Source organism: Nitrosomonas sp., from assembly GCF_022842015.1.
Lineage (GTDB): Bacteria > Pseudomonadota > Gammaproteobacteria > Burkholderiales > Nitrosomonadaceae > Nitrosomonas.
This window is the reverse complement of sequence record NZ_JALHQJ010000025.1, coordinates 17,372-39,871: the sequence shown is the minus strand read 5'-3', so window position 1 is coordinate 39,871 and position 22,500 is coordinate 17,372. Positions and strand designations below refer to the sequence as shown.

The 22,500-nt window shown below is 41.3% G+C and carries 25 protein-coding genes and 1 pseudogene; 17 read left to right on the top strand and 9 right to left on the bottom strand.

The window, feature by feature from the left end; all coding sequences use genetic code 11:
- Positions 1-110: pseudogene (locus Q0C11_RS06475) on the bottom strand (IS1595 family transposase); the annotation flags it as partial.
- 579 nt (positions 111-689) lie between these two features.
- The gene (locus tag Q0C11_RS06470; protein ID WP_293006749.1) at positions 690-986 is read right to left on the bottom strand and encodes a hypothetical protein; all 297 of its coding nucleotides are present in this window, start codon (positions 984-986) and stop codon (positions 690-692) included.
- Positions 987-1,262: 276 nt separating this feature from the next.
- On the opposite strand from Q0C11_RS06470, the gene Q0C11_RS06465 reads away from it, so the two are divergent.
- From Q0C11_RS06465 to Q0C11_RS06405, 13 genes are all read left to right on the top strand, one after another.
- The gene (locus Q0C11_RS06465; protein ID WP_292921253.1) at positions 1,263-1,463 is read left to right on the top strand and encodes a CsbD family protein; all 201 of its coding nucleotides are present in this window, start codon (positions 1,263-1,265) and stop codon (positions 1,461-1,463) included.
- Between the two features lie 618 nt (positions 1,464-2,081).
- On the top strand, positions 2,082-2,249 hold the full coding sequence (locus Q0C11_RS06460; RefSeq protein ID WP_292921252.1) for a DUF1328 domain-containing protein: 168 nt from the start codon (positions 2,082-2,084) through the stop codon (positions 2,247-2,249).
- Positions 2,250-2,360: 111 nt separating this feature from the next.
- The gene (locus Q0C11_RS06455; protein WP_293006748.1) at positions 2,361-2,558 is read left to right on the top strand and encodes a CsbD family protein; all 198 of its coding nucleotides are present in this window, start codon (positions 2,361-2,363) and stop codon (positions 2,556-2,558) included.
- A gap of 30 nt (positions 2,559-2,588) precedes the next feature.
- Complete coding sequence (locus Q0C11_RS06450; RefSeq protein WP_293006747.1) at positions 2,589-2,891, top strand: hypothetical protein; 303 nt, start codon at positions 2,589-2,591, stop codon at positions 2,889-2,891.
- Positions 2,892-3,013: 122 nt separating this feature from the next.
- Positions 3,014-3,301, top strand: a complete 288-nt coding sequence (locus Q0C11_RS06445; RefSeq protein WP_293006746.1) for a coiled coil domain-containing protein — start codon at positions 3,014-3,016, stop codon at positions 3,299-3,301.
- Between the two features lie 85 nt (positions 3,302-3,386).
- Positions 3,387-3,575, top strand: a complete 189-nt coding sequence (locus tag Q0C11_RS06440) for a hypothetical protein (protein ID WP_293006745.1) — start codon at positions 3,387-3,389, stop codon at positions 3,573-3,575.
- Positions 3,576-3,661: 86 nt separating this feature from the next.
- Positions 3,662-4,138, top strand: a complete 477-nt coding sequence (locus tag Q0C11_RS06435) for a DUF4112 domain-containing protein (protein WP_293006744.1) — start codon at positions 3,662-3,664, stop codon at positions 4,136-4,138.
- Positions 4,139-4,209: 71 nt separating this feature from the next.
- Positions 4,210-4,953, top strand: coding sequence for a TerC family protein (locus Q0C11_RS06430; RefSeq protein WP_293006743.1), 744 nt, complete (start codon positions 4,210-4,212; stop codon positions 4,951-4,953).
- 192 nt (positions 4,954-5,145) lie between these two features.
- Positions 5,146-6,345 (top strand): catalase family protein, encoded by a 1,200-nt coding sequence (locus Q0C11_RS06425; protein ID WP_293006742.1) that lies wholly within the window; start codon positions 5,146-5,148, stop codon positions 6,343-6,345.
- A 121-nt stretch (positions 6,346-6,466) separates the two neighbouring features.
- Entirely contained in the window at positions 6,467-7,555 is a 1,089-nt protein-coding gene (locus Q0C11_RS06420; protein ID WP_293006741.1) for an AI-2E family transporter, read from the top strand.
- 546 nt (positions 7,556-8,101) lie between these two features.
- Positions 8,102-8,389 (top strand): DUF883 domain-containing protein, encoded by a 288-nt coding sequence (locus Q0C11_RS06415; protein WP_293006740.1) that lies wholly within the window; start codon positions 8,102-8,104, stop codon positions 8,387-8,389.
- A gap of 19 nt (positions 8,390-8,408) precedes the next feature.
- Positions 8,409-8,891 (top strand): phage holin family protein, encoded by a 483-nt coding sequence (locus Q0C11_RS06410; RefSeq protein WP_293006739.1) that lies wholly within the window; start codon positions 8,409-8,411, stop codon positions 8,889-8,891.
- 312 nt (positions 8,892-9,203) lie between these two features.
- Complete coding sequence (locus Q0C11_RS06405) at positions 9,204-9,947, top strand: Crp/Fnr family transcriptional regulator (RefSeq protein ID WP_293006738.1); 744 nt, start codon at positions 9,204-9,206, stop codon at positions 9,945-9,947.
- A gap of 64 nt (positions 9,948-10,011) precedes the next feature.
- Here the strand turns inward: Q0C11_RS06405 and Q0C11_RS06400 are convergent, their stop codons facing one another.
- The 5 genes from Q0C11_RS06400 to Q0C11_RS06380 form a co-directional block, all read right to left on the bottom strand.
- A complete protein-coding gene (locus Q0C11_RS06400; RefSeq protein WP_293006737.1) occupies positions 10,012-10,701 on the bottom strand; it encodes an MEDS domain-containing protein in 690 nt (229 codons plus the stop codon).
- Positions 10,702-10,991: 290 nt separating this feature from the next.
- Positions 10,992-12,266 (bottom strand): cytochrome P450, encoded by a 1,275-nt coding sequence (locus Q0C11_RS06395; RefSeq protein ID WP_293006736.1) that lies wholly within the window; start codon positions 12,264-12,266, stop codon positions 10,992-10,994.
- Positions 12,267-12,311: 45 nt separating this feature from the next.
- Positions 12,312-14,384, bottom strand: coding sequence for a di-heme-cytochrome C peroxidase (locus tag Q0C11_RS06390; RefSeq protein WP_293006735.1), 2,073 nt, complete (start codon positions 14,382-14,384; stop codon positions 12,312-12,314).
- A 668-nt stretch (positions 14,385-15,052) separates the two neighbouring features.
- Positions 15,053-15,349 carry a hypothetical protein gene (locus tag Q0C11_RS06385; RefSeq protein WP_293006734.1) on the bottom strand — a complete coding sequence of 99 codons (297 nt, stop codon included), beginning with the start codon at positions 15,347-15,349 and terminating at the stop codon, positions 15,053-15,055.
- A 474-nt stretch (positions 15,350-15,823) separates the two neighbouring features.
- Positions 15,824-16,021, bottom strand: coding sequence for a hypothetical protein (locus Q0C11_RS06380; protein WP_293006733.1), 198 nt, complete (start codon positions 16,019-16,021; stop codon positions 15,824-15,826).
- 301 nt (positions 16,022-16,322) lie between these two features.
- Here Q0C11_RS06380 and Q0C11_RS06375 point away from each other — a divergent pair, with 301 nt between their 5' ends.
- On the top strand, positions 16,323-16,940 hold the full coding sequence (locus Q0C11_RS06375) for a PEP-CTERM sorting domain-containing protein (RefSeq protein ID WP_293006732.1): 618 nt from the start codon (positions 16,323-16,325) through the stop codon (positions 16,938-16,940).
- 140 nt (positions 16,941-17,080) lie between these two features.
- Here Q0C11_RS06375 and Q0C11_RS06370 read toward each other — a convergent pair whose 3' ends face one another.
- Positions 17,081-18,139 (bottom strand): cytochrome-c peroxidase, encoded by a 1,059-nt coding sequence (locus Q0C11_RS06370; protein ID WP_293006731.1) that lies wholly within the window; start codon positions 18,137-18,139, stop codon positions 17,081-17,083.
- A 382-nt stretch (positions 18,140-18,521) separates the two neighbouring features.
- On the opposite strand from Q0C11_RS06370, the gene Q0C11_RS06365 reads away from it, so the two are divergent.
- The gene (locus tag Q0C11_RS06365) at positions 18,522-19,031 is read left to right on the top strand and encodes a DUF1269 domain-containing protein (protein WP_293006730.1); all 510 of its coding nucleotides are present in this window, start codon (positions 18,522-18,524) and stop codon (positions 19,029-19,031) included.
- Positions 19,032-19,229: 198 nt separating this feature from the next.
- On the opposite strand, the gene Q0C11_RS06360 is transcribed toward Q0C11_RS06365, so the two are convergent.
- A complete protein-coding gene (locus Q0C11_RS06360; RefSeq protein WP_293006729.1) occupies positions 19,230-19,856 on the bottom strand; it encodes a cell wall hydrolase in 627 nt (208 codons plus the stop codon).
- Positions 19,857-20,061: 205 nt separating this feature from the next.
- On the opposite strand from Q0C11_RS06360, the gene Q0C11_RS06355 reads away from it, so the two are divergent.
- Both Q0C11_RS06355 and Q0C11_RS06350 read left to right on the top strand, forming a co-directional pair.
- Positions 20,062-20,949 carry a Stf0 family sulfotransferase gene (locus tag Q0C11_RS06355; protein ID WP_293006728.1) on the top strand — a complete coding sequence of 296 codons (888 nt, stop codon included), beginning with the start codon at positions 20,062-20,064 and terminating at the stop codon, positions 20,947-20,949.
- A 2-nt stretch (positions 20,950-20,951) separates the two neighbouring features.
- A complete protein-coding gene (locus tag Q0C11_RS06350; RefSeq protein WP_293006727.1) occupies positions 20,952-22,127 on the top strand; it encodes a M20 aminoacylase family protein in 1,176 nt (391 codons plus the stop codon).
- Positions 22,128-22,500 lie beyond the last annotated feature (373 nt).

Sequence of the window (22,500 nt, the reverse complement as noted above, 5' to 3'; positions counted from 1 at the left end):
ACTTCATCAGTATTCTCTTTTCCTTCCAACCTTTTTCGGAGTTTGTCTCGCTGATTACGACTCATGCGTTCAATCAATTCCATCCATGCTTTGAATTCCGTTGATTTCATTGTGCACACTTCTATATCTCAATGCACGTTGGACAAACAATTCAATAATTAATTGTTACATAGCCATAAAAATAGCATCAAGGCTTGTGTTGAAAATTTTTCGGAAATTTATATCTGGAAATCCTGATGTGCTTTTTTTCATTTAATCCTTTCCGAACACTTTAGAACGACATGCTATAACTCTATCAGCTTTTTTGTCAGCTGTGATTTGCGTATGCAGTCCCCAATTTATTTGGCTAGCATTTCAAATCAGCAATAAGAACGTTTGTTGTCAGTAAACGGAGCGAGTCATTTTTGGATAGGATAATTTTTTAGTGCTGGTGTGTGGAAGGGTCTTTTGATGTAAAGCAATGGCATTTATGCGAGCAGTGTATGAAATCTTGTCGTAGATCTGTTGATTCAGGTAGGAAGCGAAAGAAAATGCTAATTAAAGACACGCCTCAATTAGATTCATGGAGGGCTGCGGTTCGTGGTTCGCGAGTGCTGATATCATTTTATGAATATAAAAGGTGCTCAACGACAGCGAGGACGTTGAGCACCTTCATAATATAGAAGTCACTTATTTTGTTTTAGTTTTGACTAATAAGCGCCTTTCTTAGTACCTTCTTCACTTGGCTTTCCTAAGGTAGTCTCACGTGCGCCATCCTCGCGCGGCCCCCCTGATGTAACATCCCGTTTTTCGGAAGAGCTTTGATGTTCTTTATTACCATCATCTTTCTTGCTGGATGAAGAATGGGGTTGTACTTGCTTAGGTGAATTCTCTTTATCATCAATTTTATTTTGAGTTTGAGAATAATCAGCAAATACATGCATGCTTGTTAATAAAAATGCCGCACTAATAATAAGCGCCAGGGTTGATTTTTTTCCTTGAATCATAATATTGCTCCTTTTTGATTAATAGGATTTTTATAGTGCGTTGAATTTTTCTCTCCGTCTGTGCGCCACCTCACAAACAGGCAAAATTTATGCGTTGGTATTTTCAAAAAAGTCACATTGCTTAGTTAGATTCGAATAAAGAAATTTTTAAATGTTGGCTATCGTACATACAGATTCTTTTTCAACAGATAATTTAAAAAATGATGATGAGGAAAATAGTTCAATGTTCTGATCATCACATTAATGAAATTCAAAACTTACTAAGGAGAATTAATTATGAACTGGGATCAAATCAAAGGAAATTGGACGCAAGTTAAAGGTAAAGCGCAACAACAATGGGGTAAATTAACTAATGATGACCTGGACGTAATCGAAGGCAGGCGCGAGGAATTCGTGGGTAAAGTTCAAGAAAGATATGGAATTGCAAAAGAGGAAGCTGAAAAACAAGTTGATGATTTTTGCAAAAAATGTGACTAACTGAGTTAGTTAAACACCGCTCCGATTACAGGGCTAAGGTTTTATTAGCTCTGTAATCGGGAAAATTAAATACTCGAGTAATTTACCTCATCAGCTATCAGAGCGCTGTATTAATAACAGCAACATCTTCTCGCAACCAAATCTGCTAGCTTAGAGATCCTCCAGCACTTCGCAAACCTTTTCTTTAATCTCTTCGGGTTAAATTCCCCGCCCCTTGGGGCGAAAGCTGGTTGAAAACCAGCAGGTTGAAGAGCGCGGTTAATACCCCGCTGCTTGCGGCGGGGTGCTTTATTTGGATATTTATTTCCGATATTCCGCCTCGTTTTCCAGAGCTGTTTTCAGTGGGATCATTTTTCTCATCATCGTTTTTGTTTGTAGTTTACTCTGAATGACAATGAACCGAAGCTGATCTCAGAGTCGATCAGAGAGTTTTGTATAACTTAGCGCTTTGTGTGTGATCGCACATACCAGTGAAAACTCCTACTGTAGTATGACCTATGTAACGCTTCAAGTGCGTGACACAATCGGTCAGGAGTACCAATACTTCTGAACATACATTTCTAGGTTGATGTGCTGAGTTAATGTACTAATCTGGAATCATAAACAAGGAGAAACCTTATGATAAATTTGGCGATTACTTTCTTAGTCATAGCAATAATTGCAGCCCTACTAGGCATTACTGGTGTCGCAGGCATGGCTATGGAAATGGCTTGGATTTTATTTGTTATCGGCGTTATTTTAGCGATTGTATTCTGGGTACTAGGCCGACGTCCGCCGCCTGTATGACTTTGAAATTGTGATAAATCGGTGGATGAAAATATAATTTTTTATATAAGCAATTTAAAGTACTAATTTTGTAAATGCATTTAGCATAATTTTAATAAAAGGAGTTTTATTATGAATTGGGATCAAATCAAAGGAAACTGGGCACAAGTTAAAGGCAAAGCGCAGCAGCAATGGGGCGAGTTAACTAATGATGATTTGGATATTATCGAAGGAAAGCGTGAAGAGTTGGTTGGCAGAATCCAGGAAAGATACGGCATTGCCAAAGAAGAAGCAGAAAAGCAAGTTGATGATTTTTGCAAACATAATTGAAACAGCATTCTTATAAGATGGAGATTTGAGATGAATAATTTAATCAAAACAATTTTGGCTTTAAGCGCTTTTCTATTGGTTATTGTTTCGCCCCAGGGTTATTCGCAAAGTGCAGTTCAAAGAATGGATGATGCAGAAACGCGGGCTGACAGATTGGAAGATAAAGCCGATCAGATAAGAGAAGCCGATGAAGATGCAAAAGAAGAAATGGAAGAGTTGCGCGAGAATCAAGCCGACAGAATGGAGGATCGCGCGGATCAGCTTAGAGGGTCAGCCGAAGATCAAGCCGATAGAATAGAAGATCGTGCAGATAAAGTCAGGGATGGTTATTAATTCTATGGTTGCAATGCAACCAGCCCAGACTTAAACTCGAATCTAAATTGATAACTATCAATTTAGATTCGAGCTGAACTCAACACAAGCTCAGTATAGAACATACAAAATAGGGGATAATCATGAGCATGAAAGAAGCCTACGAAAAGAAACTGCAGGCGCAGTTGGATGAATGTGCTGCAGAGATCGATAAACTCAAGGCAAAGGCAGATAAAGCAGAAGCTAATGCGCAAATTGAATATTACAAACAAATTGAAGAGTTAAAATCCAAGCAAGCAAACTTAGACGGGAAGCTTTCTGAACTTAAGGAAGCCAGTGAGGATGCCTGGGAAGACCTCAAGGCTGGTGCTGAGAGTGCGTGGGATTCTCTGAGTGGTGCGCTGAAATCGGCTGCTTCCAGATTTAAGTGATATTTTTGCAGAAGTCTCTGGAAAAGACTTTTACAGTAATTTTTTTAAAGCAACAAGTAAATTAACTTTATATGAGGTGTATTACATGAACAAAATAATTTTATCAGCTTTCCTGATTGCGGCATCCTTAATGCTTGCAGGCTGTGAAAAACAAGGCCCTGCCGAGCAAGCAGGTGAAAAAATAGACCGCGGTGTGGAAAATACCAAAGATACAGTGAGTGGTGCTATTGAGGATGCTGGTGATAAGATTGAAGATGCCACTGATCGTTATTAACAATAAATAATAGCTCCATGTTGATTCAAGTTTATCACAGGAAATTTTATCGCTTACTATTTTTCATGTTTTAACCATAAGATAAAATGAATAAAATTGAAATTGAGCAATCAAAAGATAAGCTGAATCGATTAGCATGGCTATTAGACAGCACTTTCCGCATTCCAGGAACGCAAATACGATTCGGTCTGGATGGCCTGATTGGATTGATTCCCGGAATCGGGGATGCTGCAGGGGCGGTAATTTCCAGTCACATTCTGACACAGGCCGCTCAAATGGGTGTCCCCAAGTCAATTCTTCTGAAGATGGCTTTCAATATTGGATTAGATGCAATTTTGGGAATAATTCCTGTTTTAGGAGATGTTTCAGATTTCATGTGGAAAGCTAATCAACGTAATGTTGAGCTGCTTAATGAATATCTCGAGCAACCAGAAAAAACAGTAACGCACAGTCGTTTTTTTGTTGCAATAATGGGGCTTGTGGTATTTAGCGGGGTAGTTTTTATCGGTATGTTAGGTTTTCTTTTGATACGCTGGCTTTGGTTGTCAGTCGAAGGAAGCTGACATATATGAAAAATCCACTCTCATCGATCTTGTGCCTCCATGAACAATAAAAGAAAGAGATAGGAGATCTTGTGTTTGAATGGCTGGCAAGTCCTGAAGCTTGGATCGCGTTAGGTACACTAACCGCTTTAGAAATTGTTCTGGGAATCGACAACATTATCTTTATCTCCATTCTTGTTGGACGGCTTCCTGAGAAGCAGCGAGCTTTTGCCAGAAGAATGGGGCTCGGTCTTGCCATGATAGCGCGCTTAGCATTGCTATTTTCAATTTCCTGGGTCATGGGATTAACCGAACCATGGGTTACGGTGTTTGCTTATGCGATTTCAGGGCGTGACGTGATTCTGGTCGGGGGCGGTTTGTTTCTAATTGCCAAAGCGACACATGAGATCCACAATAGTTTGGAAGGAGTGGAGGAGCAGGGACCTAATGTGGTGGTTTCCAGCATAGGGATGGTTTTGCTTCAAATTGCAATTTTGGATATTGTATTTTCACTGGATTCAGTCATTACGGCAGTGGGATTGGTTGATGAAGTTTCTCTCATGGCGATTGCCATCATTTTGGCAGTAATGGTGATGCTAGTGGCGGCAAAAACGATTGGTGATTTTGTGGATGAGCATCCTACGATCAAAATACTGGCGCTTTCTTTTCTTATTTTGGTGGGTGTTACACTCATGGTGGAAGGGTTTGGCGTACATGTGCCGAAGGGCTACATTTATTTTGCGATGGCTTTTTCCGTTACAGTAGAGATGCTCAATCTTCGCATGCGAAAAAAACGAGCCGAGCCAATCAAGCTGTACAAAAAAATTTCTGAATAGCAGACAGATTAGCGTGGTGATTCACTGCTAGTTACTATTTGTGTGACATCGTACATACCAGACAACTGATTCCTGTAATACTTTTAGCCAGTCAAAAATTATTTTGCTTCATGCCTGAATAATGCTAGGTGATTGCAGGCCAATAAATCTCAGTTAGTTCGAGCAACCATTCTATTTTTATATGAGGCTGTTATGCATTCATTGCCTTTCCACTCATTCTTTCTAAATCTTGCGGTATTTCTATCATCTTTAATGCTTCTCACTGCTTGCAATGCTCCATCGGAAAGCTTGGTGGCGGAGACAACGCTTACCAGCAATCAATTGGCACCAGGCAGTGATATCGAATATGACGCAGAGCTTGGTGAGTCGCTCTGGCCAGATGAACAAGCTGCAACGCTGGCTATTAAGGAGAGCATTGAGCAAACGATCAGGTCGCGTTATTCAAATAATCTTCCTGCGCTTCGTCATGTTCATTCCAAAGCGCACGGCTGTGTGCTGGCGGATTTTAGAGTTAATGAAACGCTTCAGGACGAACATCAGCGCGGTGTCTTCCAGGCCGGCGCACATTATAAGGCCTGGATTCGTTTTTCAAATAGCGACAGCGATCCATCTCGTGAAGACAAAGAAGGTGATGGGCGCGGTATGTCAATAAAATTGATGGGAATCCCCGGAGAAAAACTTCTGTCGGATGAGAGCAGCACACAAGATTTCTTAATGATTACTCATCCTGTATTTTTCATCAATGATCCGCAAAAATATTTAAGCCTCATTCAGTCGCTCAGCAGCTCAAATCTTTTGCGTCAATTGTCTGCACCTCTCTCGCTTGGCATTGAGGGATCAATTATTGCAGTAAAGATCAACAGTAAAAAGATTGCCAATCCACTCTATACGCGTTACTGGTCGGCAGTGCCTTATCAACTTGGCTCAGGATCGGACCGCCGTGCAATGAAATATTCAGCCAAACCTTGTAGTCAGGTGGATAACGTTCCCAATGAAGCTCAGTTTCAGGATTCCAATTACCTGCGCACGGCAATGAAACAACATCTCAGCACCAATGATGCTTGTTTCGAATTTTTGATTCAGACGCGAGATGCCGGTTCAGTAGAGGAGGATAAGCTTAGTGTCGAGATGGCCACAAGTGAGTGGGAGGAAAGCGTGTCACCTTTTTTTCAGGTCGCAACTATCACGATTCCTCAGCAGGCTTTTGATAAGCCGGAGCAGCGTAAATTCTGCGAAAATATTTCGTACACACCTTGGCATACTGTACCTGAACATCGCCCGCTCGGTGGCATCAATCGAATCCGGAAAGTCGTTTATACGTCCATTGCTAATCTTAGGCACGACATGAACGGCGTCAAATCTATCGAACCAACAGGGAATGAGAGTTTTTAAAATCAGGAATTATTGCAGATGATGACGAATTCGTTTGTACTTCTTGATGCTATGGTTTTATTGTGGACCGGAGGTTACAGTGGCAAATAGTAACATGGGCGTAAGCCCAGGAGAGTCTAGGATGAGCACTAAAGAGTATGTCCTGCAATTTGCCCGATTAGCTGTAATTGCTATCCTGCTCATTGGTTGTTACCAAATTCTCCATCCGTTTATTCCCGCGATCGTGTTCGCGATGGTGGTATGTATATCGACTTGGCCGGTTTATCTGCAGTTGCGCAAAGCATTGAGGGGGAACACTACGCTGGCATCACTACTGATGATAGCGGGGATGATAATGCTAGTGATCATTCCATCAACATTGCTTACTTTTAGTTTAGCAGAGAATGTTACTGCCATAATTGACGCAGTCAAAGTGTTCATGCAACAAGGTTCGATTGAACCTCCTGCATGGCTGAAAGACACTCCCTTCATTGGCGAACAGCTCCTCCGCTATTGGCAGGGACTCATGTCTGGAGGGAAAGAAGTCGGTATGTTGCTCACAGGATCACTTGAGCCGATTAAGAATTTTCTCCTTAATCTGGGTAATGTAATTGGTAAGAGCTTGCTGCAAATGGTTTTTGCCGCATTTATCGGTTTCTTCTTCTATCGAGACGGCGAAGTGCTGATACAAATGCTGCATAATGGTGTTGCGAAACTTCTGGATGGTAGTCTTGGCGTAGAACCTTTGGTACAAATTCACAATACCGTTACGGGAGTTGTGTATGGTATTTTTGGTTCGGCTTTAGCGCAAGCTATTGCGGCCATGATCGGATTTCTCATCGCTGGCTTATCAGGCTCGAGCGCATTTCTGCTCGGTGCTGCCACTTTCTTTCTATCAGTAATTCCCATGGGGCCATCCTTGATATGGGGCGGTGTCGGTATTTGGTTTCTCTACGATGGATCTTACGGGTGGGCGGCTTTCATGGTGTTATGGGGTGTTTTGGTGATCAGTAGCATTGACAACTTTGTCAGGCCTTATCTCATCAGCCGCGGAAGTAATCTGTCTTTTTTATTGGTAGTCTTGGGCGCATCGGGTGGTATTATAGCTTATGGTTTTATCGGTATTTTTATTGGCCCACCCATTCTGGCCATAGGTATAACTCTCGTGCGGCTATGGACGTCGCAGCCAACATCTCCAATTAAAAATACTCCAGCAAATCATCAACACTAATGATTTGTTTGTTGATATATCATATTGATTCGTGATTTTATCTGTGCTACTCAAGCTAACGTAATGCAAAAATTTTTTAACAATCTGTTAGAGAAAACGAGATATTTCTCTAACGTCGTTCCTGTGATTGTAATGATCAATAAACTATTTCCTCGTCATATATCTTTTTGTGCGGCGCCGTACATACCGTTAAGAATTCATGCGGTAGCATGTCATTGCGGTTGCGTGTTATGTTGGCAATCGATTAGGTTAACAAAACAATTTTCACAAATCAGAAGGAGACTCAAATGGGTAAATATTTTCTAGCATGGTTACTCGGGGTACCAGTGAGCGTATTGGCAATTATTTATTTGTTCAATATGTAGGCTGTTAAATATTTCTATAGCCTTTGGTGTATCAAGAGGTAAAATGAAGCTGTTATAGTTGGATATTGCTTGAAGTATTTTTGTTAAAAGCATTTTAATTAAATAATGGGCTAAGAACAGGTTCAATTTCTTGTTATTTGATTATTAATTATCGAACTTAAGTTCAAACGGAGGTAAAGGCATGGCAGCAGCAGATGAATTTAGTAAAGAAATGGATCAAATAAAAAAAGATTTTGCTAGTCTACGGAATGATATTGGATCGATCATGACTTCAGTGAAGGATCTGGCAGAAAAACAGGGTCAAAATGTTTCTGATTTAGCGCATGATGCGGAGAAAACTGTTAAAAATCAGGCTAAAGAAACAGGAGAGAATGTGGAAAAGTATATCGAAGAACGGCCGCTAACAAGTGCGCTTATTGCATTTGGCAGTGGTTTTGTGATCGGTATGTTACTTAGTAATAGACGTTAAAACTTTTATCTGAGTTTAAATGCTACCAAAATTGCTTGCAGAGATCGTTGCTGCTGAAACGGCTAAACTGTGGAAAGGTTCGGTCAGTTTGGCAGTGATGTTGTCTCTGTTGGGGCTGGCCTCAATGGCAATAATCGTTGGCATGATTTTTGTACTTACTGGTTTGTATTTGTCCTTAGCAGAAACAATTCCGCCCTGGCAAGCAGGAATGATTGTTGGCGGCGGGGTGGCATTCATTGCCGGAGTGTTATTAATGGTTATTGCGCGACAAGGTGAGGATCCGCCAATTAAAGGTATTGACAACGTATCCGATCAGGCCTCTGATGATCCTGTTGGTCAGCTGGGATCCGTGTTAGGTAATATTGTTGGCAAGTCTAATATTAAACCTAGCGACATTGTTCTGACGGTTTTGATCTCTGGAATAGTACTCGGTGCTAGTCCGAGTTTACGGCAACAGATACTAACTACTTTGTCAGAGATGGCTAAATCTAATGATAAATAACTTTAATGTTATGTTTCTTTTTATCGGGAATCGTACAATTACTATTTCTCCAATAGTTGATGCTTCTTCCTTTTGATTGCCCAGGTGCTGAAGCACTCAATTTGCTCGTATCCTTGTCCTTAAGTCACCCAATAGATATGAGCGTATGTTATTATCAGTAGAGTTTTAAGCAGTCCTTAACAAAGTGTTTGTTCATATCTGATCACAATTATTAATATTGAATAATATTGTGAATTGGCAATTGCTATGATTTTGATTAAATTGTTTTAGAATAACCGACATTCTCGTTTTCTATTTAGGCTATTAAAGATCATGCTGACAATAACTTCATCCGATTATAAAGAGAATAGTATCCTTGGCGCGTTGACAGCGGGTGAGATTGAGAGTTTAGTTCCTCATCTGGAACTTGTAACATTGTTACACTCTGAGGTTGTCTTCGAAGATAATGATAAATTGCAATATGCTTATTTTCCTATTTCAAGCACGGTATCTTTGCTATGTTGTCTGGAAGATGGTTCGTGTGTGGAAGTGGCAATGGTAGGCAAAGAAGGAATATTAGGAATTTCGGTTGTGATGGGTAATGCTAAAACGTTAACCCAAGCGATAACCAAAATAGAAGGTCAAGCTTATCGAATCTCTATCAGAGCGTTACAAAACGCTTTGGCACGTAGTGAAGGCCGTCGCGCCGGAACATTAAAGAAGTTGCTATTACGCTATGCCCAAACGCTTTTTGTGCAAATTTCACAAGCTACCGCGTGTAATCGACGGCACGCCTTAGAACAGCAGTTGAGTACTTGGCTGCTTTCCTGTTTTGACCGTGGTGATTCCACTAATTTGTCAATCACCCACGAGCTAATTGCTTATATTTTGGGTGTTCGCCGTGAGAGCATTACTGTCATAGCAAAAAAATTGCAGCAGGATGGGATGATAGAATATAGCCGCGGTCAGATAGAGCTTAAAGATAGAGAGAAACTTGAAGTCAATGCGTGCGAATGTTACAGCGTTGTGAAGAATGAGTCTTCTCGTTGGATAATTGATACTAGTAGAGCCGCCTAAGAAGCTTTATATTTTATTAAGCGCGTTTATAATCTGGTATGTGAACAGCACCAGTAGTTGGTTTTTACGCAGGTGGCATGGGCGTTACTGTATCGTCATTAGCAGTTAGTTTCTCAACTACTTGCTTCCATGCAAGTCCAAAAGAATCCAATACGGCTGTACTTCCAGAATGTGAAAATGAATCAGGATTTTCTAAAGGTATGTGATGTGTATGGCATCTACAGATGCGCTCCAAAGCCTCCTCATAAGCATCAGGATCAATATGATTCAGTGAGTAGGTGCAAAGCAGTGAAAATTCAAATGTTTTGAATAAATCATTCCATAAATCCTCAAGCTGAATGGCCATATCGTGTGAATCATTTTGCCAAAGAATATCAACCATTTCACCAAAGATACGAAGTTTGCCATATTTTAATTTTATGGTTTTCATGGGATTCGCAACAAATTTTTCGAAGGCTTCCGCATCAATTTCACCATCAAGCGATATGCTTGACAGTAGAAACTCTGCATCAAAAAATTTAATTTGGCCCTGATCTTGTAAAGACTGCGTATCAAAATCCAACGTACCCATGCAATCTATTAGGGATTTTCTCAGTCTGGATCGTGCGATAACAGTAACCGCTTCACCATTACGTAAACCTTCAGCAACGTAATGTGCAACCGCTTCAAGTTTGATCTCGCGATCTCGACACACCTTAACTAGGTGACTGCCAGCAAGGGGATTTGTTAACACCCCGAGTCCAGGTTCAATCATAATGCTCCTTGAATTTAGACGATTATTAGAATATTTACATAATTCAGAGAGAATGGCTATGAGTTTGTCAAAAACACTGTCAAATTTTGACTTTATCCTTCCTTCTAAAACTTCTCATAGAATTATAATACTTTTTTTGATATATTTATCTGCAATTATCTTTCGTATTGTCAAGAGAAATTGATCATCCCATTTAAGCGGTTCCAATACTTTAATTATTTCTGCTTCATATTAATCTGAACGGATTTATTCAGATTGATAAACGTATATCGAAATCGGAATTGAGAATTTCACTGCGTAACCCATGACAGCGTATATGATTCCGGGAACGGGCCAGATTTATAATCAATGTTGCCTTTAGGCTCAATATTCTTCTGAAGAAATACTTGTCGTATCATTTCAGGAATCATGACCATACCAACATAACGTCCTAGGCATTGATGCGCACCAAATCCAAAATGAAAATAGTTATACCAGTTACGTTGTGGGATAAATTCTTCCGGCGACTCAAAGGCACGTTCATCGAATGTAGCCGATAACGTTACGGGCAGCACATGAGTGCCTGCCCGTAATACTGTTTCATGGTCGGTACCTTTTGCCGCAGTATAATCGCATGCGGTCGTCCGGAATAAATAGGGGGTGATCGGAACAAAACGTAAGGCTTCCCAGACAATTCCGTCGAATTCAGTGGGGTCATCTTTCTGTGCAGTAGTTTTTGCTTTTTCCAGCCATTCCGAATGCTGAAAAAGGTATTGTAGTACTTGCGCCACAGCCTGAGCGGTCGTTTCAATGGCACCAATCAGTAATCCGCCCGCATTAACACCTAACCGTTTAATATCGAAATCCAGTTCTTTTGCAAAACTGGTGCGCAACATTCGAGTAACAATATCATCCTCCAATCTCACGATCGTTGAGAATGTCAACTTCTCAATCTTAACTGCCAGAAGGCGTTTTGCAATCAGCATAGTGATAAAGTCGCTTAGCTTCTTGGAAGTTTCGTTGTGGCGATCAATAATACGTTGCGAGAGTTCCGACGGAACTAAGTCGAAAGGTTGGTTATGAAAAGTATCATATTGATTCCAGTAGGACCATTCAATCAAATCTTCTCTTTTCGCCCCGGTCAGTCCAAAATAGTTTTGTACCAATGTTGCCGGAACCATGCGGCAGAAACTGTTGACCACTTCAATCTGTCCATTGGCATTGCTTAGAATCCCTTTGGCAATATCTGCAATCATATTGCGTACACGCGGTAAATCGTCACGATTCAGCATGAACTGCATCAATGATTTTTCACGCGTATGCAGTGCGTCATCATCATGTGCCATCAGATAATTATCCATTTTTGGGACATATGGCTTGACGGTAAAAACCTTGTACATGGTCAGTATTTCTCTGACGTCATCAAAGCGGGTTACCAGCGTGCAGTCGGGTGTCACTAGGATGGGGCGTTTGGCACGCAATTCCTTAAAAAAAGGCAAAGGCTCCGTATCCATCCAGCGGCGAACTAAGGGAAATTTCTCTGCGTCGGCGGTAGCGTCGTAGCGCTCTAGATAATTTGTATTCATTTCATCACTCCCTGTTCATTAATAAATGATAGCTGAAGATTCTAATTACAGAGTTTTAAGATATTCAAGCAAATCTAATCGCTCTTCTTTATTGAGCTTCGGTAAAGTGCTGCCATCAGATTGAGCCGTTCCGCCGGATGAATACTCGTGCCCAGCATTACTATTGCCCTTTAAACGGGTATCAAAGGTAAAGCCGTCGTATCCCTCACTTTTAAGGCCAACTTTATCAGGATCAAATTCGCGTGATCCCACTTGGAATTCGTCAGGCCGATATTCACCATCTTCCGGGTCGCCTTCGCGTTTTTTGGGTAGCAATAAATCATAGAGAGTTGGCACAGATCCGTTGTGGAGGTAAGGCGCTGTTGCCCAAATACCATTTAATGATCTTGCCTTATAGGCGTTTAATGAGGCAAACGGATCAACTGTCGTATCAGGATCATAATTACCGTGTTTTAGCGAAGGATTGATTTTGTTGCGGACAAATGCTGTGCCGATATCTACAAGCCAATCGGCCCAGCGCCGGAGAAACCATTTATCGGGATCAGGAGTGGCTACCACATTTAAGGTCGCCTTTGTCAGCAATGCGGCAACAGGTGCTTTCTGATCAAGTAAAATATCTCCAATACCTACGCTTACATACTGGTTGCGCAAAATACCCGAATAGCCCTGATACTCCCTGCCGTTCTTAGCCATAACCGGATCAGTCCCTACATCACTGACTCTAGACATATGCGCAATGATGCGACGCTGAGGATCGGCGCGATCAATTCTGGCATGGCAGCTTTCACAATATTGATTAAACAATAACTTGCCTCGGAAAACACGTTCCTTGTCTAGTTTTCCCAGAATCTCTTCCGGCCATACAGGGGATTGCAGTTTATCTAGATGTGACTCAATTCTGCTTAGATTGTGTACGTTTACGGAAGAATCAAAGCTAATCTTTTTGGTTCCAGCGGCTTGCCCACCGATAAGCGTCGATATGCTAAACCCTTTTTCTTCTTTCCAATCTAACGTGCCAAAAACTCCGATAACTTCTCCGGTATTACGTCCAAGCGGACCTAACCCGGCATTGGAAGCTAACCCGTTCCACTGCACGTAATCATGTTGCGGTATATCCCACAAGAAAGGGTAACTGACAGGCGCATTAGGTGGGTTAAACAATTTTTGACGCAATTTTCCTAATTGCTCCCACTCGAGTGTTTTGGTAAGACGCGCAACCAAATGATCGCGCTGATCGCCTGTCATAATCTTATCCACATTTTGCATGATTTTATTGAGTTCTTCTTCTGTCATGCCTGTATTGCCCATTGCTCCACCGTCACTCAATAGTTCTTTTAATACGCTATCATTTACGAGGTGTTCCAGCACACGGTTATATATGCGCCCAAACGCATCCAGTCGTGCATAACCATAGGGAATATTATTGCCGTCCTCATCGACACTGCGATTAATAGTTATATAGCTGGAGAGACGCTGTTTGTATTTTTCCAGATCACTAAGCACTTCAGCCTCTGATTTGTAGTTACCCAGCGCAAGTACATTCTTGACAAATCGATCTTCTTTTTCCTTATCCCTTTGAGTGTGGTGCATAGCTTTCGTAATATCCTTCATAATGCTATCCATATCTGCACTAGCCGGACCGCCATCAATGCGAATGCCCACACCGTTATAGTTTATTTGTCCGGTGTGACAGGCAGCACAAGTCAACCCTATGTATTCTTTATCCCTGTAACTATCTTTTGCCCATCCGACAGGCAATGCATCCGGATTACTGGAAGTAGCTTTCTGAGGTAAGTAACGATAAGAGTTCATGTTTTCATCGGTACGGAAAAGCTCGGGTTTTTTTGGCTGTTCCAATGCCATAAAAAAATCATAAGGCATAAGATTTGATCCCTGCGTGGTGGTATAAAACCACAGGCTATCGGCAATGTCCCAGCCTTGATCAAGGTATTTCACCGTTGTATAACTATCTCCAAAGGGATCTTGGGTAACAGTAGTCGCTCCACGTTCAGGATCAGTTTCCGGAATCAGCGTACAACCAGAAATTCCAGTCAGAAGAAACAAAGCTGAAATAGAAGATAGCAACTGTTTTTTTGATGATTCAAATGATTGCTTCACGATGGTTCCCCTTTTGCTTGATTTTGTTTAACCATTACTGTCAAGAACAAGAAATACTTATATAACAATGATAGTTCTTCATTCCACAATTATCTTGCAATGTTGTCATGATTTCTGGTTCTGTGCATTACATGACTCTTGATTATATTTATCCGAGGTCCGTGCGCAACGCTCAATTCTGGCACATTGTTTTATTCTTATTGCTGCACCCATTCAGAATTATATTCAGAATTTACTGTAGATAATAGCAATACTAGCATGTCTTATAAAACAGATCAGAAATTGACATCTAGCCAATAGATAAAAAATCAAGTATATTCAATAGGTTTTAATGGCTTTCACTAGAAATTCTCCTAAAGGAAAATCTAGTATATTTAAGGTGGCCGATTAAATGGTGGTGGGTGTACTTCGAATTTGAATCCGCCTACATTTAAACGAGCAGGTACGCTTCTTTTGAGTAGGCTTCTGCAGCCAAGTCTTACTTGATTTGTGAATTTCAGGTACAACCTCCCAAAATATATCTGTGTCCGGTACTCACGTAATATTCGCGATAACAGGGCTAGACGCTTATTGATTACTTCAGAGAATAAAAAAACCGCCACTAAGGGCGGTTCTTCTTTTTTGTTCTGTAAGAAATTTAGTTAATTTCTTATTTTATTTGTAAAATTTTAATGTCCAGGTTTGCTGCTGCCACCATATGGACGAGGATCGGCACCTTCTTTTACGCAATTGCCATTGCCATCAAGACCGTGTGGACATTCAATTTCCTCTCCACGCATAAGTTTCTCATAGTTTTCTTTTTCTTGTTCTGGTAATGCTTGGCTAGGTCTGCCGCCACATGCAGTTAATGTTAAAATCAATAAAGATGCAGCTAAAAGCAAAGTATATTTCATTATTTGATTTTCCTTATAAAAATTTCTTAAAGTAAGTTTTGCAGTATATAACGAATTTAGTAAATCATTCAAGCAAGTTTTAAGCTAACAATCTAACGGAGCTACATTAGTTTCTAAGATTTTTTTTAGAAAAAATTACTGTTAGAGTAGGCGTGCATCACGCAACAATACTTAGATTATTTTATCGAACACATACACAATTTTTGTTATTTTCCTCATTTAGCCGAGCAGCGTACAGGAATTCCCCGATACTCTTTCAGAGCCGCAAATTCTCAATCCTTTCGACTCGTAATTTATTGTCCGCCATTTTATGCAAAAATTCTGATGCATAAATAATTCAAGATGTTACTTGGCTGTCTAAATCCGAGTAACTTTCTCTACTCAAATGATGTGTATTGCCCCCGGCCTTCTTCCAATCACGCTTATCGCATGCAGTCTGCATGCCGGGCGCTCTTCACTGGTGCTTAGCTAAGTGGACACCTGTTGTGTATGCAACTATTACTTTCGGCGCTTTGATACCGTTGAAGCAGTGAGTCGCCCATTACATTACTCTTTGTCTTTACTTGATTCTTCTTTATTCGTTTTTTGAGTGTCTGCTGCATCAAAAGTAGGCTCAGAATCTCTAGGAGCATACGCGGATGGAGGCGGTTTATCCATAGGATAACCATCAAGACTTTTTTTACCTTCACATGCTGTTAGTGTTAATGCCGCAAATGCAACCGCCAATAGTGAAAATTTAATCATTTAATCCCCTATATTTTTCTGATTTGTTGTTTCCACAGATAGCATAATCGAAGTTACATCATTATTCAAATTAGAATTAAGTCATGTGCTGCGCCTGATTGATGAGTCCAATAATAAATGCCATAAAAAATAGCATTTGTCCTGAGTGTCAGTATGTAGGCTGAAGATTTCGATGAATTGTTAAGCCCTAGTTAGGGTATTCAGTTTAATACAATCATCTTTTTTGGGGAGCTAAAGCTTTTGCACAACCACTCGTTGTTAAGAAGCAGGTTATATTTTTCTTCTTTGACAGGTGATTGTAATGAAAAGATTTTATAAATACGTAATAGGTGCCTTTCTCGTAACCCCGATGCTTGCTTCAGCAGCTGTAGAACTTGTGGCAAATGGTAGCTTCGAAGCGGATTTTCAGTCCAATGGAACATGGAATATCTATAAAAACTTGACCGGATGGAACGGGGCCCCTAACGTCGAGTTGCGCAATAACGTTGCTGGAACTGCTTTTGAAGGGGTGAATTTCATCGAGCTGGATACTTATTCCAATAGTTCGATATCGCAGGTATTGATTGGGACGCCTGGACTATACCAACTCAGTTTCTGGTACTCAGCTCGTCCCGGTACTGGCAACACCAATGATTTGTCATTCACGCTGGATGGCTCAGCTCCTGTAACGGTATTAAATGGTGTTAGTGGGAGCAGTCATCATAACTGGCAAAATTATTCAACAATATTCAATTTTGATGGCAATGGCTTGCTTAAATTCAGCGCCATTGGAAAGAGTGACAGCTATGGCGGTTCATTGGATATGATTTCATTTACCAGTGTTGTACCTGAACCGGAAATTTATGCAATGATCCTGATTGGCTTAGCTTTATTGGGTTTTATGGCGCGTTACAGAAAAGATATTGAACTTAACAGATAGTTGGTATTCAGTTTCGTCTCTAAAAGAAAGGGAGCCGTGGCTCCCTTTTGGTTTATCTATTTGCTCCGATCATATAATCAAGTGGATTAAATGAGTGACTCTGTAACTCTCATTTTATCTGGAGCATTAACTATTCAAGCTTATTTTTTGTTTTTACCGGTTAAGGATTCCAGGAAAGCTTTGACGTCACCAACAAATCCTGGTCCCACCTTTTGTCCAAGCTGATGTTCTGCCATTTCTTCGATTGCTTCTTCCAACGTTGCAACTGAACCATCGTGAAAATAAGGACCGGTCTTAGCAATATTCCGTAGGCTGGGTACTTTAAATACTTTTTTATCAGTTTCGAGTCCGGTTATTTCAAATCTTCCTAAGTCTTTGGTTTCATAGGGTACGACAAGACCGATTTTTTTGTATGAATTTCCACCAATTGCTACGCCGTTGTGGCAATTTGCACATCCCATACTGATGAATTTCTGTAAACCTCTTTTCTCAGTGTCATTCAATGCATTTTCATCGCCTTTGAGGAAATCATCAAAGCGCGAAGGCGTTAAGAGCGTGCGCTCGAATGCGCCAATAGCCTTGCCAATATTTACATATAAAATCGGATCTTTCTCACCTTTAAAGGCTTCTGCAAACATAGTCTTGTATTCGTCAATTTTTCTCAATTTGTCGACTACATCAACATCTTTTGGCATGCCCATTTCGATCGGGTTCAGAATTGGGCCGAGCGCTTGTTCTTCAACATCTTTAGCACGTCCATCCCAAAATTGGGCAATATGAAGCGCGGCGTTGAACGTGGTTGGAGAATTTCTGCCACCCCGTTTTCCTTCATGACCTGGCGATGTGGGCTGACTATCGACACCAAAGTTATCCAGTTGATGGCAGGAATTGCATGAGATCGTGTCATTTGCTGAAAGCCGTGGATCCAAATAAAGTTTCTTGCCTAGCGCAATAAGTGCGGCATTCTTTTTTTCGTCGATAATTGACGCGGGTAGCGGTTCGAAAAAGTGTTTTAGCGTAGTTTTATCTAGTTTGTGATGACCGCCATGCATCATCCCGCCCATTCCGTGATGGCCGCCACCGTGCATTTCATCATGACGCCCCCCCCCTTTTTGCATATCTTCTTGATGATCATGTCCACTTTGAGCGTAACTATAGGAACTTAACATCAATGCCAGAAATAAGAATACTCTTTTCATATAACCTCCCAAAATTAAACATTAGCACTCTAATCAACATTAATGAATAAGCAATCTGCTTATTGCTGGGAAATTGTTAAAGAAAAAATGTTGTTGTAGCACTCTTTATATCAATTTCCAAATGATGGTTGATGGCTTTATTCTATACTTAAATTGGCTATTTGTATGAATTTATCAGCTTATTGCTAGTAATAAGCTTGAAAAAAACTAATATGTACACATTATGCTTATGTATAGTTAAATGAACCTTGATGCGATTAAAACAAAACCAGAATAAAGGGCAAATGCCAAACTATATGAATGTTGAATTAAAGAAATTTTTTTAGTCTGAAGAGCGTTTTTGCGCTTTCTTTTTGAACCCATAACCTCTAAGGAGGAAATTATGCGTCGTATATACTTTCTAGTTCCAGATATAGATACTACCAAGAAAATTGTCGAGGATTTACTTCTGGAAAAAATTGAGGAGAAGCATATCCATGTGCTTGCAAAACGTGGCACACCACTTGAAGATTTGCCGGAAGCTAATCTTTTGCAAAAAACTGATTTCATTCCTGCCGTAGAACAAGGGGTTGCATTAGGTGGCGCAACAGGCTTGCTTGCCGGGCTAGTTGCAGTTGCATTGCCACCAGCATCAACGGTTATCGCTGGAGGTGTTTTATTGGCGACCACGCTGGCGGGCGCAGGAGTGGGCTCATGGATTGGCGGCATGGTTGGCATGAGTGTTGGCAATCGACAAACCAAGGAATTTGAGGACGCGATTGAGGCCGGTAAATTACTGGTTCTGGTTGATGTGCCAACTGACCGAGTGAATGAAGTTGAAGATCGAGTTAAACAACATTTACCGCAAGTCGAAGTCGAACAAACCGAACCGAGGGTGCCTTCGTTTCCTTAGTTATGTTTTTAGCTTGGCACTGGCTCTCGATTTCTTATTTGAGAGCCAGCATTGTACTTGCAAAGAATGGAATTTTGCTAAATCGATTTCACTCGCTCATTAAGTACGTAATTCGCACGAATTATCAGTTTGCATTGTTGTGAATAAAGATACACTGCAGCGTGTGGCAGTGTTCTTGAATAATCAACTGACTACTCCCTACTTGGCCTTGCCGTCGGCCGGTTTGTAGAAGATATGCTCGCCGATTTTGGCTGTTTTAATATATTCGCTAGACCAATCTGGAGTCACTTTCCGGTTATGGAAGTACATGGCGCCATCTGTCGGATCCTGGAGTTGCTGGTTAAGAGCTTTACGGGAAATTTCTTTTGCGCGTGAGTATGCCTCTTCTTCCTGTGCATCATCCAAGCGACCATCGCACCACCATGAAAACTGGCAGGCGCCTTGTTCTTGACCTTGTTTCACGATTTTACAGATAGTGCTGGGAAAGCCTTCATGCCCCAGTCGGTTCATAACTACACTGGCGATGGCCTCCATCTCTGCATCATCGGTGCGATTCGCTTCCCAATAGATACTGCGCGCCAAGCAGGTTATCACATCTTCCAAAGGTTCTTCGCCGCTGGGATCGACCGCTCGCACTTGGTGTTTAGTAATGATTTCAGCCGGTTTGGGCGGTGTTTCGCTATCATTGTCAGACACCTTTTTCTCAAGTATTTCTGCTTTCTCTTTGGCCATGGAGGCCGCTTCTGTCTGAGTTTGTTCAGTCGCGTTAACTAAGTCAGCCAAAAGAAATAATATAAGAAAAATTAGAATCCATATTTGCCGCATAGTAAGCTTCCTATTTTTGTTAAATTTCCCCAACAGATCTGAATATTGAGGCTATAGCCTATAACTTTTGTACTCCACGAATATTTCTTTGTAAATGCTTTCTTTCAATAATTTGTCAATTTATTGACAATTGGATCGTTTTGAGCCGACCATCAGCTGCCTAGCTTGGCAATGCTGATGGTGCTGTGCTATAAGTCGACGCAAGATGCTATCATTTTTACAATCCCTTTATTATTTTATTCGTCCAGGAGAGCGGCCATTTCCGATCGAGTATATTGCTCAGCATCATGAAATTGAAACTTTAAGGTATTTCAGTCAAGCAGATAAACTTCTTTTCAGAGATTTATCAATCAAGATTAATGCACAAAAACAAGTAATACTCTGTTTTACAAACCGTTGTGGTTCCAATTGGTTGGCTGAATTGCTCTATGCTACAGGATTGATGGGATTGGCCGATGAATTTTTCAATGCAGAGCGAGTTCTGGAAGACTGCGCTATATGCAAATTAAATTCTTTTGATGACTTTATACGTAACTTGCCTAATAACCACAGTACGTTAAATGTAGTGTTTGCTACTAAACTTTCTTGGGATCAGTTGTATTTTTTGTCACGTATAAAAGTGATTTCCAAGATAATCCCCAAGCCTCAATTCATTTACATCGTACGAAATGATGTTGCCGCGCAAGCGCTTTCATTTCTGGTGGCAATGCAAACAGGGCAATGGAAAAGTAACTGGAATAGTGGTGTCAATGGAAAAACAGAGCCTGCGAGTATTAGCAATGAACAAATCATAGAGGTGATTTCTGAGATTCAGTTTGCGCAATCACAATTTGAGCTTTATTTTGATAAGCTTAAATTAAGTCCTTGTCGAGTCTATTATGAAGATTTGCAAACAAACCCTGAATTTATTATTTCAGAAATACTGCATTTCCTGGAAATCTCCACTTCCAAGCGATGGGAAATTAATTCCGCCAAGCTACAGCTAGAAAAACAACGTGATGAGCAATCAGAAAAGCGGCTTACCCAATTTCATCATGAAACTGAGGGTCGGTATGATTCTTCGCGCAATATTGCGACTGTCGACACAAATTAACTATGAACATTGCTCCGGCAATTCTAGCGTTACAAGCCGACATGCGCCGCTGGCGCAGACAGATACACCAATATCCTGAAACCGCATTTGAAGAAACCGCAACGGCACGGTTAATTGCCGAGCAACTACAGCAAGCCGGTATCAAAGTGCATCAGGGTTTGGCTAAAACCGGCATTGTCGGGATTCTGCGCCGGGGCAACAGTAGCGACAGCATCGCACTGCGCGCTGATATGGATGCGCTCTTTATCCAAGAGCAAAACAGGTTTGAACACGCATCCCGCCATAACGGGAAAATGCATGCCTGCGGGCATGACGGACATAGCGCCATGTTACTCGGTGCAGCGCATTATCTTGCCAGCCACGGTCGCTTTAACGGGACAGTGTATTTTATTTTTCAGCCGGCGGAAGAATGCCGGGCCGGTGCCCATCAAATGATCAGCGAAGGCTTGTTTGAACAATTTCCGGCGCAGCGAGTTTTCGGCATGCATAATTTTCCGGATATTCCAGTCGGCCATTTCGCGGTTAAAGCTGGGCCCATGATGGCTTCGTTTGATTGCTTTGAAATCAGTCTCTGCGGTCAAGCCACCCATGCTGCGATGCCACATTTGGGTAACGATGTGCTGGTCGCTGCGGCGCATTTGATCACCCAATTACAAACCATCGTCAGCCGCCAGATCGATCCGGCCGATGCAGCAGTGGTCAGCGTCACCCAAATTCATGGCGGCAACACCTGGAATGCGCTGCCGGATTCGGCAGTGATACGAGGAACGTTTCGCTGCTTAAAAGATTCCGTACGTGCGCAACTGGAACAAGGCATCAACCATCTTGCTCAGAGTGTTGCACACGGTTTCAGAGTGCACGCCGATGTTTTTTTTAATCCTGAGAATTCCGGTTATCCGGTCACGATCAACAGCCCGGATGAGACCGCCAGCGCGATTCGCGCTGCAACTGAAGTTGCCGGTGCTGTTTGCGTTAATACCGCACCGACTCCCAGTATGGGCGCCGAGGATTTTGCTTTTATGCTGCAACAAAAACCAGGCTGCTATATCTGGATTGGGAATGGCAGTTCTGAAGGTGGCTGTCTATTGCATAATCCCAACTACGATTTTAATGACGAGATATTACCCTTTGGTGTTGCCTATTGGGTTAGGCTGGTGGAGAATGAGTTGCCAGAATAGTTTTTAAAATTCTGGAAATTGATATTTAATTCGATAGCTTTTCGATATCGGAAGTGATCCTATTCAGCATTAATATCCTATAATTCTTGTATGAATATTCAATTAAAAATCTTTTTTATTTTCTTTGGGGTAGTTCTAAATTCTATAACAGATGCATTTGCAATTGAGATACTTGAAATGGGAGACAATAATTGCAGGTCTCAATTCTATCAGATGAGTGGTGACATAAAACGCGGAGATTCAATAATTTTCGCTAATGCAGTTCATGTAATAAAAGATCGATATCAACATTCTTGCAATGACCGGTTGAATCTCCAAGTGAATTAATTAAAGTGTAAGAACTCCACCCGTTGCCGGGTTTGACTTGAGTTGA

What these genes read in the sequence shown, in the direction of transcription:
- Q0C11_RS06445 (WP_293006746.1), top strand. Translation starts at nt 3,014, where the DNA reads ATGAGCATGAAAGAAGCCTACGAAAAGAAACTGCAGGCGCAGTTGGAT.
- Q0C11_RS06355 (WP_293006728.1), top strand. Translation starts at nt 20,062, where the DNA reads ATGCTATCATTTTTACAATCCCTTTATTATTTTATTCGTCCAGGAGAG.
- Q0C11_RS06420 (WP_293006741.1), top strand. Translation starts at nt 6,467, where the DNA reads ATGAGCACTAAAGAGTATGTCCTGCAATTTGCCCGATTAGCTGTAATT.
- Q0C11_RS06365 (WP_293006730.1), top strand. Translation starts at nt 18,522, where the DNA reads ATGCGTCGTATATACTTTCTAGTTCCAGATATAGATACTACCAAGAAA.
- Q0C11_RS06380 (WP_293006733.1), bottom strand. Translation starts at nt 16,021, where the DNA reads ATGATTAAATTTTCACTATTGGCGGTTGCATTTGCGGCATTAACACTA.
- Q0C11_RS06375 (WP_293006732.1), top strand. Translation starts at nt 16,323, where the DNA reads ATGAAAAGATTTTATAAATACGTAATAGGTGCCTTTCTCGTAACCCCG.
- Q0C11_RS06400 (WP_293006737.1), bottom strand. Translation starts at nt 10,701, where the DNA reads ATGATTGAACCTGGACTCGGGGTGTTAACAAATCCCCTTGCTGGCAGT.
- Q0C11_RS06440 (WP_293006745.1), top strand. Translation starts at nt 3,387, where the DNA reads ATGAACAAAATAATTTTATCAGCTTTCCTGATTGCGGCATCCTTAATG.
- Q0C11_RS06370 (WP_293006731.1), bottom strand. Translation starts at nt 18,139, where the DNA reads ATGAAAAGAGTATTCTTATTTCTGGCATTGATGTTAAGTTCCTATAGT.
- Q0C11_RS06470 (WP_293006749.1), bottom strand. Translation starts at nt 986, where the DNA reads ATGATTCAAGGAAAAAAATCAACCCTGGCGCTTATTATTAGTGCGGCA.
- Q0C11_RS06450 (WP_293006747.1), top strand. Translation starts at nt 2,589, where the DNA reads ATGAATAATTTAATCAAAACAATTTTGGCTTTAAGCGCTTTTCTATTG.
- Q0C11_RS06350 (WP_293006727.1), top strand. Translation starts at nt 20,952, where the DNA reads ATGAACATTGCTCCGGCAATTCTAGCGTTACAAGCCGACATGCGCCGC.
- Q0C11_RS06395 (WP_293006736.1), bottom strand. Translation starts at nt 12,266, where the DNA reads ATGAATACAAATTATCTAGAGCGCTACGACGCTACCGCCGACGCAGAG.
- Q0C11_RS06410 (WP_293006739.1), top strand. Translation starts at nt 8,409, where the DNA reads ATGCTACCAAAATTGCTTGCAGAGATCGTTGCTGCTGAAACGGCTAAA.
- Q0C11_RS06465 (WP_292921253.1), top strand. Translation starts at nt 1,263, where the DNA reads ATGAACTGGGATCAAATCAAAGGAAATTGGACGCAAGTTAAAGGTAAA.
- Q0C11_RS06360 (WP_293006729.1), bottom strand. Translation starts at nt 19,856, where the DNA reads ATGCGGCAAATATGGATTCTAATTTTTCTTATATTATTTCTTTTGGCT.
- Q0C11_RS06435 (WP_293006744.1), top strand. Translation starts at nt 3,662, where the DNA reads ATGAATAAAATTGAAATTGAGCAATCAAAAGATAAGCTGAATCGATTA.
- Q0C11_RS06455 (WP_293006748.1), top strand. Translation starts at nt 2,361, where the DNA reads ATGAATTGGGATCAAATCAAAGGAAACTGGGCACAAGTTAAAGGCAAA.
- Q0C11_RS06405 (WP_293006738.1), top strand. Translation starts at nt 9,204, where the DNA reads ATGCTGACAATAACTTCATCCGATTATAAAGAGAATAGTATCCTTGGC.
- Q0C11_RS06460 (WP_292921252.1), top strand. Translation starts at nt 2,082, where the DNA reads ATGATAAATTTGGCGATTACTTTCTTAGTCATAGCAATAATTGCAGCC.
- Q0C11_RS06425 (WP_293006742.1), top strand. Translation starts at nt 5,146, where the DNA reads ATGCATTCATTGCCTTTCCACTCATTCTTTCTAAATCTTGCGGTATTT.
- Q0C11_RS06415 (WP_293006740.1), top strand. Translation starts at nt 8,102, where the DNA reads ATGGCAGCAGCAGATGAATTTAGTAAAGAAATGGATCAAATAAAAAAA.